The organism is Streptomyces sp. NPDC059900 (genome assembly GCF_050270335.1).
Classification (GTDB): Bacteria; Actinomycetota; Actinomycetes; order Streptomycetales; family Streptomycetaceae; genus Streptomyces.
This window is the reverse complement of sequence record NZ_JBNNJZ010000015.1, coordinates 17,169-31,067: the sequence shown is the minus strand read 5'-3', so window position 1 is coordinate 31,067 and position 13,899 is coordinate 17,169. Positions and strand designations below refer to the sequence as shown.

Here is a 13,899-nt window from a genome sequence, read left to right as displayed (position 1 = left end):
AGATCGCTGCCGCGACGAGGGGAGGGGCGCGCATGCGCGTACTGGGGGTGGACCCCGGGCTCACCCGGTGCGGTGTCGGCGTCGTCGACGGCGTGGCCGGACGCCCGCTGACCATGCGCGGAGTCGGTGTCGTCCGTACGCCCGCCGATGCCGAGCTCGGCCACCGACTGGTCGCCATCGAGCAGGGCATCGAGCAGTGGCTCGACGAGCACGACCCCGAAGTCCTCGCCGTGGAGCGGGTGTTCAGCCAGCACAACGTACGTACGGTGATGGGCACCGCCCAGGCCAGCGCCGTGGCCATGCTCTGCGCCTCGCGCCGCGGCATCCCCGTCGCCCTGCACACCCCCAGCGAGGTCAAGGCCGCCGTCACCGGCAGCGGCCGCGCCGACAAGGCGCAGGTCGGCGCGATGGTCACCCGCCTCCTGCGGCTGGACGCACCGCCCAAGCCCGCCGACGCCGCGGACGCCCTCGCGCTCGCCATCTGCCACATCTGGCGCGCCCCCGCGCAGAACCGCCTCCAGCAGGCAGTCGCCCAAAACCGCCTCCAGCAGGCCGCGGCCCTGCACGCCTCGAAGACCCCCGCGGCACCGTCAGCCCGTCCTGCACGCACAGCACGTCCAGCACAGAAAGGCCGTACCGCATGATCGCCTTCGTCAGCGGCCCCGTAGCCGCCCTCGCCCCCGATACCGCGGTGGTCGAGGTCGGCGGCATCGGCATGGCCGTCCAGTGCGCGCCGAACACGCTTTCCGCCCTGCGTGTCGGCCAGCAGGCCAAGCTCGCCACCTCCCTGGTCGTCAGGGAGGACTCCCTCACGTTGTACGGCTTCGCGGACGACGACGAGCGCCAGACCTTCGAGCTCCTGCAGACCGCGAGCGGCGTCGGGCCGCGCCTGGCCCAGGCCATGCTCGCCGTGCACAGCCCGGACGCCCTGCGCCGAGCGGTTGCCACCGGAGACGAGAAGGCCCTGACCGCGGTGCCGGGCATCGGCAAGAAGGGCGCCCAGAAGCTGCTTCTGGAGTACAAGGACCGCCTGGGCGCGCCCACCGGCACGGGCGGCCCCGCGATCGGCACCCCCGTCACCTCCGGCTGGAGCGACCAACTGCACGCGGCGCTCATCGGCCTCGGGTATGCGACGCGCGAGGCCGACGAAGCCGTCGCCGCCGTCACCCCGCAGGCCGAGGCGTCCGAGAAGCCGCAGGTGGGCCAGCTCCTCAAGGCCGCGCTCCAGACCCTGAACCGCGCCCGCTAGCGCCCCGGAAATATCCGCCACCCTCCCTGACCACCGGAACCACATCGCGAGGCGAGCTCATGAACTGGGACGAGACGACCGACGACGCGGCTGCCGCAACCGGCACGGCAGCCGAGCGCCTCGTCGGTGCGTCCGCCGACGGCGAGGACCAGGCGGTCGAGGCCGCCCTCCGCCCCAAGGACCTGGACGAGTTCATCGGCCAGGAGAAGGTCCGCGAACAGCTCGACCTGGTCCTGCGCGCGGCCAGGGCGCGCGGCGCCACCGCCGACCACGTCCTGCTCTCCGGCGCCCCCGGGCTCGGCAAGACCACCCTCTCCATGATCATCGCGGCCGAGATGGGCGCCCCGATCCGCATCACCAGCGGCCCCGCCATCCAGCACGCGGGCGACCTGGCCGCGATCCTCTCCTCCCTCCAGGAGGGAGAGGTCCTCTTCCTCGACGAGATCCACCGGATGTCCCGGCCCGCCGAAGAGATGCTCTACATGGCGATGGAGGACTTCCGCGTCGACGTCATCGTCGGCAAGGGCCCCGGCGCCACCGCCATTCCGCTGGAGCTGCCGCCCTTCACCCTGGTCGGCGCCACCACCCGCGCGGGCCTGCTGCCGCCGCCGCTGCGCGACCGCTTCGGCTTCACGGCGCACATGGAGTTCTACGAACCGGCCGAGCTCGAGCGCGTGATCCACCGCTCCGCACAACTGCTCGACGTGGCCATCGACCCGGACGGCGCCGCCGAAATCGCGGGACGCTCGCGCGGCACGCCCCGTATCGCCAACCGTCTGCTGCGCCGCGTACGGGACTATGCGCAGGTCAAGGCCGACGGAGAGATCAACAGGGACATCGCAGCCGCGGCCCTCAAGGTCTATGAGGTGGACGGCCGCGGACTCGACCGCCTCGACCGCGCGGTCCTGGAGGCCCTGCTCAAGCTCTTCGGCGGCGGACCCGTGGGTCTGTCGACGCTCGCGGTCGCGGTGGGGGAGGAGCGCGAGACGGTCGAGGAGGTCGCCGAGCCCTTCCTGGTGCGGGAGGGGCTGCTTGCGCGCACCCCGCGCGGCCGGGTCGGGACGCCCGCCGCATGGGCGCATCTCGGCCTTGTTCCGCCGCAGAAGGCGGGCGGAATCGGACAAGGGGACCTGTTCGGGGCGTGACGGCGCGCGTAGTGGAACGGTCAGGAACTGCGGTGCCATGCTGAGCGTTGTTCGTTAGGTGCGGACTCGCTTAGACTCCGCCGATGCCGCCCTTGTGGGCGGCGTGCCCACCCCCGTCCATCAGGCCGCTTACCTGCGCGGTCGTGCGAAGGAAACTCCGTCCCGTGAATATCGTGACCCTCCTCCCCTTCATCGTGCTCATCGGGGCCATGTTCCTGATGACGCGCTCCGCCAAGAAGAAGCAGCAGGCGGCCGCGCAGATGCGCAATGAGATGCAGCCCGGCACCGGCATCCGCACGATCGGTGGTATGTACGCCACCGTCAAGGAGGTTCACGACGACGCCGTCCTCCTTGAGGTGGCTCCTGGTGTGCACGCGTTCTACGCGAAGAACTCCGTGGGCGCCGTCCTCGAGGACGACGAGTACAACCGCATCGTTCACGGCACCAGTGCCGACCTGAAGTCGGACACCCCCGTCGTCCCGGACGACGCCTCCTCCCTGACCGGGACCGACGAGCCCGCCGCCGGCGCTTCCGACGACTCGCCCATCGACCTCGGCAAGAAGGACGCGGACAGCGCCCCCGAGGCCGACGACGCCGAGCCGAAGAAGACCGACGGCGAGTCCGACACGAAGTAGCCGCCACCGGGGTCCGTGGGGCGCGCCGCTCGCGCCGCCGCGGCCCCGCAGTGCGTGGGCTATGTGACGGGTCTCGACACCATTTCATGGCCGCCCAACCGGGGAACTCCCTGCTCAGCGATGGGGCAGTGCACCGGACGCGGGGCGGTTGGACAGGGAGAACGAGAAGGTGGCAGCACCTAAGAAGGGCCGAAGGCAGAGCGCCCCGGGCAAGCCGGGCCGCTCTTTGGTCTTCATCCTGATCGCCCTCGTGGCGCTCACCGGAGGGATGTTCCTCTCCGGGCACTCGACGCCTCGCCTCGGCATCGACCTCGCCGGCGGCACGAGCATCACGCTCCAGGCGAAGGACGAGCCGGGCCAGAAGAAGAGCGCGATCAACCCGACCAACATGAACACCGCGGTCAGCATCATCAACAACCGCGTCAACGGTCTGGGTGTGTCCGAGGCCGAGGTGCAGACCCAGGGCGAAGACAACATCATCGTCAACATCCCCAAGGGCACGAACGAGAAGCAGGCGCGCGAGCAGGTCGGCACGACCGCTCAGCTCTACTTCCGTCCCGTCCTGACGGTGGCCAGCGGTGAGCCCACCCCCGAGCCGTCCGCCAGTTCGTCCGGCAAGGACAAGGACAAGGGCGAAAAGGACACGCCGAAGGCGACGGACAAGGGCGACGACAAGACGTCCCCGACCCCGACCGCCTCGCCCACCTCTCAGGGCCGCGCCGTCACCGACGGCCTGAAGGCTGACGCCACCCCGACCCCGAAGGAATCGGACAAGGGCAGCGACAAGGACAAGGGGGCGCCGACGCCCACCCCGTCCGCCGACCCGGCGACCGCCGCCCTGCAGAAGAAGTTCACCGCGCTCGACTGCACCGACAAGGCGCAGCGCGGCAAGGCCGGCGACGGCGTCAAGGCGAGCGAGCAGACCATCGCCTGCGGCAAGAACAGCGCGGGCCAGTGGGAGAAGTACGTCCTCGGCCCGGCCGAACTGAACGGCAAGGACGTCGACGACGCCAAGGCGACGATCAACCAGCAGAGCGGTTCCTGGGTCGTCAACATGGAGTTCACGAGCGGCGGCTCGAAGAAGTTCTCCAAGACCACCAGCAAGCTCTCGCAGCAGCAGCAGCCGATGAACCAGTTCGCCATCGTCCTGGACGGCGAGGTGGCCTCGGCCCCCAGCGTCAACACGACGCTGAGCTCGAACGCCGAGATCTCCGGCAGCTTCACCCAGGAGTCGGCCCAGGACCTCGCCAACATCCTGTCGTACGGCGCACTGCCGCTCACCTTCCACGAGCAGAGCGTCACCACCGTCAGCCCGGCACTCGGCGGCGAGCAGCTGCACGCCGGTTTGATCGCCGGCGCCATCGGCCTCGCGCTCGTCATCGTCTACCTGGTGGTCTACTACCGCGGGCTCTCGCTGATCGCCATCGCGAGCCTCCTGGTCTCGGCCGCCCTGACGTACACCCTGATGACGCTGCTCGGCCCGGCCATCTCCTTCACCCTGAACCTCCCCGCGGTGTGTGGTGCGATCGTTGCCATCGGCATCACGGCGGACTCGTTCATCGTGTTCTTCGAACGCGTCAGGGACGAGGTCAGGGAGGGACGCACCCTGCGGCCCGCCGTCGAGCGCGCCTGGCCGCGTGCCCGGCGCACCATCCTGGTCTCCGACTTCGTGTCGTTCCTGGCCGCCGCGGTGCTCTTCATCGTCACCGTCGGCAAGGTCCAGGGCTTCGCGTTCACGCTCGGCCTGACCACGCTGCTCGACGTCGTGGTGGTCTTCTTCTTCACCAAGCCGCTGATGACCCTCATGGCCCGCAAGAAGTTCTTCGCGAACGGCCACAAGTGGTCCGGCCTCGACCCGAAGCGGCTCGGCGCCAAGCCCCCGCTGCGCCGCACCCGCCGTGCCACTGGTTCTGCCGCTGGCCCTGTCGACCCGAAGGAGGCCTGAGGTGTCGAAGCTCGGCAATCTCGGCGCCAGGCTCTACCGCGGTGAGGTCGGCTACGACTTCGTCGGCAAGCGCAAGATCTGGTACGGCATCTCGATCCTGATCACCATCACGGCCATCGTCGGCCTGGCGGTGCGCGGCCTGAACATGGGCATCGAGTTCGAGGGCGGTGCCGTCTTCACCACCCCGAAGACCAGCGTCTCGGTGGCGCAGGCGGAGAAGTACGCGGAAGACGCCTCCGGCCATGACGCGGTCGTCCAGGAGCTCGGCTCGGGCGGTCTGCGCATCCAGGTCGCCGGCGTGGACACCGCCAAGTCCGACCAGATCAAGGCTGATCTGGCCAAGGACATGGACATCAAGTCCGACGACATCAACGCCGACCTCGTGGGCCCCAGCTGGGGTGAGCAGATCAGCCAGAAGGCCTGGACGGGCCTGATCATCTTCATGGTCCTCGTGGTGATCTATCTGGCGATCGCCTTCGAGTGGCGCATGGCGGTCGCCGCGCTGATCGCCCTGATCCACGACATCACGATCACCGTCGGTGTGTACGCACTGGTGGGCTTCGAGGTCACCCAGGGCACGATCATCGGTCTGCTCACGATCCTCGGTTATTCGCTCTACGACACCGTGGTGGTCTTCGACAGCTTGAAGGAGCAGTCGAAGGACCTCACCAAGCAGACGCGGTGGACGTACAGCGAGGTCGCCAACCGCAGCATCAACAGCACCCTGGTGCGCTCGATCAACACCACGGTCGTCGCGCTCCTGCCGGTCGCCGGTCTGCTCTTCATCGGCGGCGGCTTCCTCGGGGCGGGCATGCTCAACGACATCTCGCTGTCGCTGTTCGTCGGCCTCGCGGCCGGTGCGTACTCCTCGATCTTCATCGCCACGCCGCTGGTCGCCGACCTCAAGGAGACCGAGCCGGCGATGAAGGCGCTCAAGAAGCGCGTCCTCGCCAAGCGTGCCGCTGCCGCGGCCAAGGGCGAGTCCGTGGAGAGCGCCCCGCAGGCCGAGGACGAGGAGCCGCAGGACGACGAGCCCGCGGGGGCCACCCCCGCAGGCGTCGTGGGCCCGCGCACACAGCCCGCCTCGCGGGGCCGGGGCCGCGGCCGTCCTTCGGGGAAGCGCCGATGAGCGAGCTCGCCGGCACGACTGAGCTGCTGCTCAGCCGCATCCGGGACGTTCCGGACTACCCCGAGCCCGGGGTGATGTTCAAGGACATCACCCCGCTGCTCGCGGACCCGGAGGCCTTCGCCGCACTCACCGGGGCCTTCGCGGACCTCGCCGTGCGGTACGGCGCCACGAAGATCGTCGGCCTGGAGGCCCGCGGCTTCATCCTGGGCGCCCCGGTGGCCCTGCGCGCCGGTCTTGGCTTCATCCCCGTACGCAAGGCGGGCAAGCTCCCCGGAGCGACGCTCGGCCAGACGTACGACCTGGAGTACGGCAGCGCCGAGATCGAGGTGCACGCCGAGGACCTCGCCGCCGATGACCGCGTCCTGGTCATCGACGACGTCCTGGCGACCGGCGGCACCGCCGAGGCGTCCCTGCGGCTGATCCGCCGTGCGGGCGCGCAGGTCGCCGGTGTGGCCGTCCTGATGGAGCTCGGCTTCCTCGGCGGGCGCGCCAAGCTGGAGACGGCCCTGGAGGGTGCACCGCTGGAGGCCCTTCTCACCGTCTGAGCAGCCACCACGCACCCCAGAGGCGGGCCCGGAGGAATCCGGTGCCCGCCTCTGGTGTTCTCCTCCCAGGGGCCTATCGTTCGCCGTGTGGAACCTCAGGCGCCCCTCCCGTAGTGACCAGTCTCACGAGCTGGGGGAGAGCCGAAGGTCCAGGATCGATACCATGGGCTCTTCGGGACCTGACCGGGGGACCCGGATCGCGCACGCACAGGGAGCGCCTCTTGCCAGACGAGTCCAAGGCACTCACCGCCGCCAAGGCCGCAGAGCAGGCCAAGGGCGCGGCGGCCTCCACTGCTGCGCCCGCGAAGAGCACAGCGCCCGCAGCGGGCGCGACGCCGGCGAAGCAGACGAGCACGCCCCCCAGCACCACATCCGCGTCGAGCACGTCCGGCGGGGGAGCGGGGCGCGAGCGCCCGGCCGCCGATCCTTCGCGGTCCAAGCCGCCCACCGAGGCCCGCGCCGGCAGCACGACCCCCACACCACGGCCCACCGCGGCCAAGAACGAGCGCTCCGGCTCCTCCAACCGCGTACGCGCCCGCCTGGCCCGCCTCGGCGTCCAGCGCTCCAACCCGTACAACCCGGTCCTGGAGCCGCTGCTGCGGATAGTGCGCAGCAACGACCCCAAGATCGAGACGGCGACGCTGCGCCAGATCGAGAAGGCCTACCAGGTCGCCGAGCGCTGGCACCGCGGCCAGAAGCGCAAGAGCGGCGACCCGTACATCACGCACCCGCTCGCCGTGACGACGATCCTCGCCGAGCTCGGCATGGACCCGGCCACCCTGATGGCGGGCCTCCTGCACGACACGGTCGAGGACACCGAGTACGGCCTGGACACCCTCAAGCGCGACTTCGGCGACCAGGTGGCCCTGCTCGTCGACGGCGTCACCAAGCTGGACAAGGTCAAGTTCGGCGAGGCCGCGCAGGCCGAGACCGTGCGCAAGATGGTCGTCGCCATGGCCAAGGACCCCCGCGTCCTGGTCATCAAGCTCGCCGACCGCCTGCACAACATGCGCACGATGCGCTATCTCAAGCGCGAGAAGCAGGAGAAGAAGGCCCGCGAGACGCTGGAGATCTACGCTCCGCTGGCGCACCGCCTGGGCATGAACACCATCAAGTGGGAGCTGGAGGACCTCGCCTTCGCGATCCTCTACCCCAAGATGTACGACGAGATCGTGCGCCTGGTCGCCGAGCGCGCCCCCAAGCGCGACGAGTACCTGGCCATAGTGACCGACGAGGTCCAGGCCGACCTGCGCGCGGCCCGCATCAAGGCCACCGTCACCGGCCGCCCGAAGCACTATTACTCCGTCTACCAGAAGATGATCGTCCGCGGCCGTGACTTCGCGGAGATCTACGACCTGGTGGGCATCCGTGTCCTCGTCGACACGGTCCGCGACTGCTACGCGGCGCTGGGCACCGTCCACGCCCGCTGGAACCCGGTTCCGGGGCGGTTCAAGGACTACATCGCGATGCCGAAGTTCAACATGTACCAGTCGCTGCACACGACGGTCATCGGCCCCAGCGGCAAGCCCGTCGAGCTCCAGATCCGTACGTTCGACATGCACCGCCGCGCCGAGTACGGCATCGCCGCGCACTGGAAGTACAAGCAGGAGCCGTCCGCCGGAGCCTCCAAGGTGCGCACCGACGTACCGAAGAAGGCCGGCGGCAAGGACGACCACCTCAACGACATGGCGTGGCTGCGCCAGCTCCTGGACTGGCAGAAGGAGACCGAGGACCCCAGCGAGTTCCTGGAGTCCCTGCGCTTCGACCTGTCGCGCAACGAAGTCTTCGTCTTCACGCCGAAGGGCGACGTCATAGCGCTCCCGGCGGGCGCCACCCCGGTCGACTTCTCGTACGCGGTGCACACCGAGGTGGGCCACCGCACGATAGGGGCGCGGGTCAACGGCCGTCTGGTGCCGCTCGAATCGACCCTCGACAACGGCGACCTGGTGGAGGTCTTCACCTCCAAGGCGGCGGGCGCGGGCCCGTCCCGCGACTGGCTCGGCTTCGTCAAGTCGCCGCGGGCGCGGAACAAGATCCGCGCGTGGTTCTCCAAGGAGCGCCGCGACGAGGCGATCGAGCAGGGCAAGGACGCCATCGCGCGGGCCATGCGCAAGCAGAACCTGCCGATCCAGCGGATCCTCACCGGCGACTCCCTGGTCACCCTCGCGCACGAGATGCGCTACCCCGACATCTCGTCGCTCTACGCGGCGATCGGCGAGGGCCATGTCACCGCGCAGTCCGTCGTGCAGAAGCTCGTGCAGGCGCTCGGCGGCGAGGAGGCCGCCAACGAGGACATCGCCGAGAGCACACCGCCCTCGCGCGGCCGCAGCAAGCGCCGCTCCAACGCCGACCCGGGCGTCGTCGTCAAGGGCGTCGACGACGTGTGGGTCAAGCTGGCCCGCTGCTGTACGCCGGTCCCCGGTGACCCGATCATCGGCTTCGTCACGCGCGGCAGCGGCGTATCGGTGCACCGCAGCGACTGCGTGAACATCGACTCGCTCTCCCGCGAGCCCGAGCGCATCCTCGAGGTCGAGTGGGCGCCCACCCAGTCCTCGGTCTTCCTGGTCGCCATCCAGGTCGAGGCCCTGGACCGCTCGCGCCTCCTGTCGGACGTCACGCGCATCCTCTCGGACCAGCACGTGAACATCCTGTCCGCGGCCGTCCAGACCTCCCGCGACCGGGTCGCCACCTCACGCTTCACCTTCGAGATGGGCGACCCCAAGCACCTGGGCCATGTGCTCAAGGCGGTCAGGGGTGTCGAGGGCGTGTACGACGTGTACAGGGTGACGTCGGCGCGCAGGCCGTAACCTAAGGGGGAGCGTGACGGGAGGGGCGTGATGAGTGAACCGCTGGCCGGCGGGACGTTGATCGGCGCTCGTTACCGGATCCTCGATCCCATCGGCCATGGTGGCATGGGGGAGGTCTACAAGGCCCGCGACGAGAGCCTCGACCGGCGGGTGGCCCTCAAGCTCATGTACGGCGGCAGCGGTCTGCCCGAGTTGGGGGAGCGTTTTCGTCGTGAGGCCCGGGCGCTCGCCCGTATCTCGCACCCCAACGCGGTGGCGGTGCACGACTTCGGGCTGCACGGGAACCGGCCGTACATCGTCATGGAGCTCCTCGAAGGGTTCGACCTGCAGGCCCTGACGCAACAGGGGCCGCTGCCTCCGCTGCTGGTCCGAGCGATTGCCGCAGGGATGTGCGAGGGTCTGCGGGCCGCGCACGAGGCAGGTGTGCTGCACCGGGACATCAAGCCGAGCAACGTCCATCTGACGCGCCAGGGTCGTGTGGTGCTGCAGGACTTCGGTATCGCCGCGATGCTGATCGGGGACACGTCGGACGCCACGCTGACACGCACCGGGCACATCATCGGCACCCCGCAGTTCATGCCGCCCGAGTCCGTACTCAGCGCTCCGGTGGGTCCGGCCGCCGACCTGTACTCGGTGGGCGCCTGCCTGTACGTGATGCTCGCAGGAGAGATGCCCTTCGCGAGCGACACTGCCTTCGCGGCGATGTACCGCATCGTCAACGAGGGCGTGCCGGACATCAGGAAGGCCGTTCCCGGCCTTCCGCCGGACCTGGCCGACCTCGTCATGGAACTCGTACGGTCCGCGGCCAGCGAACGGCCTACGGTCGACGAGACCATCGCACGCCTGAACTGCCCGCCGGACGCCGACGCGATGATCGCGAGCGTGGCCACGAGCGGGGTACGTGACCGTGCCCTGGCGGGCCTCCGCGACCAGGACGGCCTCGCGAGCCCCGGCGCCCTCCCGGGTACCGCGCGGCCCTCCCCGAGCTCCACCTACGTGGTGCCGGAGTTGGCCGCCGAGCAGGCTCAGAGAGCGGCTCCGAGCGCGACCCCGCCCGAGTACAGAGTTGCTCTGAGCCAGGTGACGCGCGAGCACATCCTGCGTGCGATGACCCCGGAGACCGCCCAGACGCGGTTGCGGGAGGCGGTCGGCCTGGTACTGCGCGGTGAACTTGCGGAAGCGGGCCAGCTCCTCTCAGCCGTTCACTCGGTGTGCGGCAGCACGCTGGGGGCGGGGCATCCGACGACCCTGGCGGCGCGCTACTGGCACGGTGTGTGCCTCTCCAGACTGGGTGCGGCAGGCGAGGCGCTGGCTGCGTTCGCCACGGTCTCCGAAGCCATGCCCCGAGCTGTCACGGCCCGGCGCGAACAGACCACGACCGACGGTGCCGCCCCAACGAGCGGCGACTCATGACGCACCGAGGATCAGCAAACGGGGGAGTGTTGCAGAGCATCCGAGCCACAGTCGAAACGGACGGCGACGTCGAGGAGGAGCTGCGCTCGCTGCTGCGCTGGCTCAGAGCCGACGAGGAGACGGGGCCGTACACCTACGGTGAGCTGGCTTCCTCGGTCGCCCCGGACCCGGAGCACATGGGTGCCCCCCCGTTGGACCTGATCTCGCTGACGGTCAGCGTCGCCCTGGGGGCCGGTCAGCTCGCCGTGGGCATCGCCCAGTGGCGGGGCGCGCGACCGGGAGCACCGAAAGTGACCCTGCACCGGGGGGACGTCCGGGTCGAAGTCCATGACGCCGACCCGGACACCGTGCTGCGCCTGACCGAAATGCTCGCCGAGGGCCGGGACGACGGCAGTGCCGGAGCTTCCTGACCCGACCGCGTCAGCAGCGGTCCTCATCGGCACCTCGGCCTACCGCCATCTTCCGCAGCTGCCGGCCGTCGAGAACAACACGGAGGACCTCGCGGACGCTCTCCAGGACCCCACGGTGTGGGGGCTTCCGCAGGCGCGCTGCCGCGTCGTGCCGAACCCCGTCACCCAGGCGGAACTGCTCGAACCGGTCTATGAGCTGGGGCGGCAGTCCAAGGACACCTTCCTCGTGTACTACTGCGGGCACGGGCTGCGCGACAGCGACTCCGCCGACCTGTACCTGGCGCTGCACGGATCACGCGAGGGCGCCGGCTATACGGCCACGGAGTACCGGCATCTGCGGTCCGCGCTGCGTGCTTCGCCGGCCCGGCGCAAGATCGTGATCCTCGACTGCTGCTTCAGCGGCCGGGCCACGCGCACCTTGGGCGCCACCGGCGACCTCGCGGCTCAGGCCGTGGTCGACGGAGCGTATGTGCTCACCGCCTCGCCCCGCGATCACGCCGCCCTCGCACCGGACGGCGAGCGTCACACCGCATTCACGGGGGAGCTCCTGAAGCTGCTGGTGGAGGGCGTGGCCGACGCACCGGACACGCTCGATCTGGAAACCCTGTACCGTGAACTCGACGCACGCCTGCGGTCCAAGAACCGCCCGAGTCCGCAGCGCAGCCAGGTCAACGACATCGGACGCCTGCCGTTGGTGCGCAACCGCGCCAGGGTCCCCCGCACCACGGCCGCCGGGCCCGTCATCGACATCGAAGTACAGGCCGCGCTCCTGGCCAGCGGGCTGCAACTGGCCAGGTTGCTCCGGTCCGTGGGGCGCAACCGGGATGCGCTGCCGATCCTGCGCATGATCCTGCAGGCTCGTGTGCCGGAGGCGGAGGGCGAGAGCGTCGCCGTTCATCTGGAGCTGGCCGAGCTGCTGACGGAGACGGGGCAGGACAGGGAAGCGATCGAGACCCTGGAGGCCGCGTTCCGGCAGACCCACAAGCGGTTCGGGCCCGAGGCGCTGACCGTGTGCCGCCGACTTGCCGAGCTGCTGCAGCAGGCGGGCAACCACCGCCAGGCCTGCGATGTGCTGCGGCACGCTCTGGACAGCATGGACGAGGATGTGACGCCCCCGGAGGGTTCCCGGTGAGGGGCGCCGTCCGGCCGGTCCGGCGGGACAAGAACGGCGAAGGGCCCCCGGCACTCGGAAGTAGTGCAGGGGGCCTTCGGAGCGAGCGGTCACATGCGCGCCGTCACGGATGAGCGCGCCGGCGCATCAACTCAGCCGCCGAACTCGTGCAGACCCTTCAGCGCCTGGTCGAGCAGCGCCTGGCGGCCGTCGAGCTCCCGCTGGAGCTTGTCCGCCTTGGCGTTGTTGCCCGCGGTACGCGCCTTCTCGATCTGGTCGACCAGCTTGTCCACGGCGGCCTGGAGCTGACCGGTCAGGCCCGCGGCACGCGCGCGTGCCTCAGGGTTCGTACGACGCCACTCGGCCTCTTCGGAGTCCTGGAGCGCCCGCTCCACGGCGTGCATCCGGCCCTCGACCTTCGGCCGGGCGTCACGCGGGACGTGGCCGATGGCCTCCCAGCGTTCGTTGAGCGTACGGAACGCCGCGCGCGCCGACTTGAGGTCCTTCACCGGGACGAGCTTCTCGGCCTCCTCGGCCAGCTCCTCCTTCAGCTTCAGGTTCTCCGTCTGCTCGGCGTCGCGCTCCGCGAAGACCGCGCTGCGCGCCGCGAAGAACACGTCCTGGGCGCCGCGGAAGCGGTTCCACAGGTCGTCCTCGTGCTCGCGCTGGGCGCGGCCCGCGGCCTTCCACTCGGTCATCAGGTCGCGGTAGCGCGCGGCCGTCGGACCCCAGTCCGTCGAGTTCGACAGGGCCTCGGCCTCGCCGACCAGCTTCTCCTTGGTCTTGCGGGCCTCTTCGCGCTGGGCGTCCAGCGAGGCGAAGTGGGCCTTGCGCCGCTTGGAGAACGCCGAGCGGGCATGCGAGAAGCGGTGCCACAGCTCGTCGTCCGACTTGCGGTCCAGGCGCGGCAGACCCTTCCAGGTGTCAACCAGGGCGCGCAGCCGCTCGCCCGCCGCCCGCCACTGCTCGCTCTGGGCGAGCTCCTCGGCCTCGACGACCAGCGCCTCCTTGGCGTGCCTCGCCTCGTCCGACTGCTTGGCCTTTTGGACCTTGCGCTCTTCGCGGCGCGCGTCGACGGTCTCGACGAGCTTGTCCAGACGCGTGCTCAGGGCGTCCAGATCGCCGACCGCGTGTGCCTCGTCCACCTGCTGGCGCAGGTGGTCGATGGCGGTCATGGCGTCCTTGGCCGACAGGTCGGTCGTCTTCACCCGGCGCTCGAGAAGTCCGATCTCGACGACCAGACCGTCGTACTTGCGCTCGAAGTAGGCAAGGGCCTCGTCAGGAGATCCCGCTTTCCACGAACCGACTTCGCGCTCACTGCCGTCGGCCTTGCGCACGTACACGGTCCCCGTCTCGTCGACGCGGCCCCACGGGTCGCTGCTCACAGCGCCTCCTCCACATGATGCCTGTGCAGGGCCCCCGGGCCCCCGGCATCGTCCACAGTTTCGTCTCCGCCAACATAGGCGACGCGCGGGGCGGCTGTCCGCATCCCGCGCGTCCGAAGTTTGCC

Annotated in this window: 12 protein-coding genes; 11 read left to right on the top strand and 1 reads right to left on the bottom strand. The window is 70.0% G+C overall.

The window, feature by feature from the left end; genetic code table 11:
- Positions 1-32: 32 nt before the first annotated feature.
- The 11 genes from ruvC (at position 33) to ACQKIP_RS04675 (ending at position 12,410) form a co-directional block, all read left to right on the top strand.
- Positions 33-644, top strand: a complete 612-nt coding sequence (ruvC, locus tag ACQKIP_RS04725; protein ID WP_365866572.1) for a crossover junction endodeoxyribonuclease RuvC — start codon at positions 33-35, stop codon at positions 642-644.
- On the top strand, positions 641-1,249 hold the full coding sequence (gene ruvA / locus ACQKIP_RS04720; RefSeq protein ID WP_365866574.1) for a Holliday junction branch migration protein RuvA: 609 nt from the start codon (positions 641-643) through the stop codon (positions 1,247-1,249). The genes ruvC and ruvA overlap by 4 nt, the downstream gene beginning before the upstream one ends.
- 59 nt (positions 1,250-1,308) lie before the next feature.
- Positions 1,309-2,394 (top strand): Holliday junction branch migration DNA helicase RuvB, encoded by a 1,086-nt coding sequence (gene ruvB / locus ACQKIP_RS04715; protein WP_365866576.1) that lies wholly within the window; start codon positions 1,309-1,311, stop codon positions 2,392-2,394.
- 164 nt (positions 2,395-2,558) lie between these two features.
- Positions 2,559-3,029 carry a preprotein translocase subunit YajC gene (yajC, locus tag ACQKIP_RS04710; protein WP_365866578.1) on the top strand — a complete coding sequence of 157 codons (471 nt, stop codon included), beginning with the start codon at positions 2,559-2,561 and terminating at the stop codon, positions 3,027-3,029.
- A gap of 169 nt (positions 3,030-3,198) precedes the next feature.
- Positions 3,199-4,974: a protein translocase subunit SecD gene (gene secD / locus ACQKIP_RS04705; RefSeq protein WP_365866580.1), complete on the top strand. Its 1,776-nt coding sequence runs from the start codon at positions 3,199-3,201 to the stop codon at positions 4,972-4,974.
- Between the two features lies 1 nt (position 4,975).
- A complete protein-coding gene (gene secF, locus ACQKIP_RS04700; protein ID WP_365866582.1) occupies positions 4,976-6,103 on the top strand; it encodes a protein translocase subunit SecF in 1,128 nt (375 codons plus the stop codon).
- A complete protein-coding gene (locus ACQKIP_RS04695) occupies positions 6,100-6,648 on the top strand; it encodes an adenine phosphoribosyltransferase (protein ID WP_365866583.1) in 549 nt (182 codons plus the stop codon). The genes secF and ACQKIP_RS04695 overlap by 4 nt, the downstream gene beginning before the upstream one ends.
- A gap of 221 nt (positions 6,649-6,869) precedes the next feature.
- Positions 6,870-9,455 carry a RelA/SpoT family protein gene (locus ACQKIP_RS04690; protein WP_365866585.1) on the top strand — a complete coding sequence of 862 codons (2,586 nt, stop codon included), beginning with the start codon at positions 6,870-6,872 and terminating at the stop codon, positions 9,453-9,455.
- Positions 9,456-9,485: 30 nt separating this feature from the next.
- The gene (locus ACQKIP_RS04685) at positions 9,486-10,868 is read left to right on the top strand and encodes a serine/threonine-protein kinase (protein WP_365866587.1); all 1,383 of its coding nucleotides are present in this window, start codon (positions 9,486-9,488) and stop codon (positions 10,866-10,868) included.
- Between the two features lie 29 nt (positions 10,869-10,897).
- Positions 10,898-11,278, top strand: a complete 381-nt coding sequence (locus ACQKIP_RS04680; protein WP_365866588.1) for an effector-associated constant component EACC1 — start codon at positions 10,898-10,900, stop codon at positions 11,276-11,278.
- On the top strand, positions 11,262-12,410 hold the full coding sequence (locus ACQKIP_RS04675; protein ID WP_365866589.1) for a caspase, EACC1-associated type: 1,149 nt from the start codon (positions 11,262-11,264) through the stop codon (positions 12,408-12,410). The genes ACQKIP_RS04680 and ACQKIP_RS04675 overlap by 17 nt, the downstream gene beginning before the upstream one ends.
- A gap of 131 nt (positions 12,411-12,541) precedes the next feature.
- On the opposite strand, the gene ACQKIP_RS04670 is transcribed toward ACQKIP_RS04675, so the two are convergent.
- Complete coding sequence (locus ACQKIP_RS04670; RefSeq protein WP_365866591.1) at positions 12,542-13,774, bottom strand: DUF349 domain-containing protein; 1,233 nt, start codon at positions 13,772-13,774, stop codon at positions 12,542-12,544.
- Positions 13,775-13,899: the final 125 nt, after the last annotated feature.

What these genes read in the sequence shown, in the direction of transcription:
- ruvC (WP_365866572.1), top strand. Translation starts at nt 33, where the DNA reads ATGCGCGTACTGGGGGTGGACCCCGGGCTCACCCGGTGCGGTGTCGGC.
- ruvA (WP_365866574.1), top strand. Translation starts at nt 641, where the DNA reads ATGATCGCCTTCGTCAGCGGCCCCGTAGCCGCCCTCGCCCCCGATACC.
- ruvB (WP_365866576.1), top strand. Translation starts at nt 1,309, where the DNA reads ATGAACTGGGACGAGACGACCGACGACGCGGCTGCCGCAACCGGCACG.
- ACQKIP_RS04695 (WP_365866583.1), top strand. Translation starts at nt 6,100, where the DNA reads ATGAGCGAGCTCGCCGGCACGACTGAGCTGCTGCTCAGCCGCATCCGG.
- ACQKIP_RS04685 (WP_365866587.1), top strand. Translation starts at nt 9,486, where the DNA reads ATGAGTGAACCGCTGGCCGGCGGGACGTTGATCGGCGCTCGTTACCGG.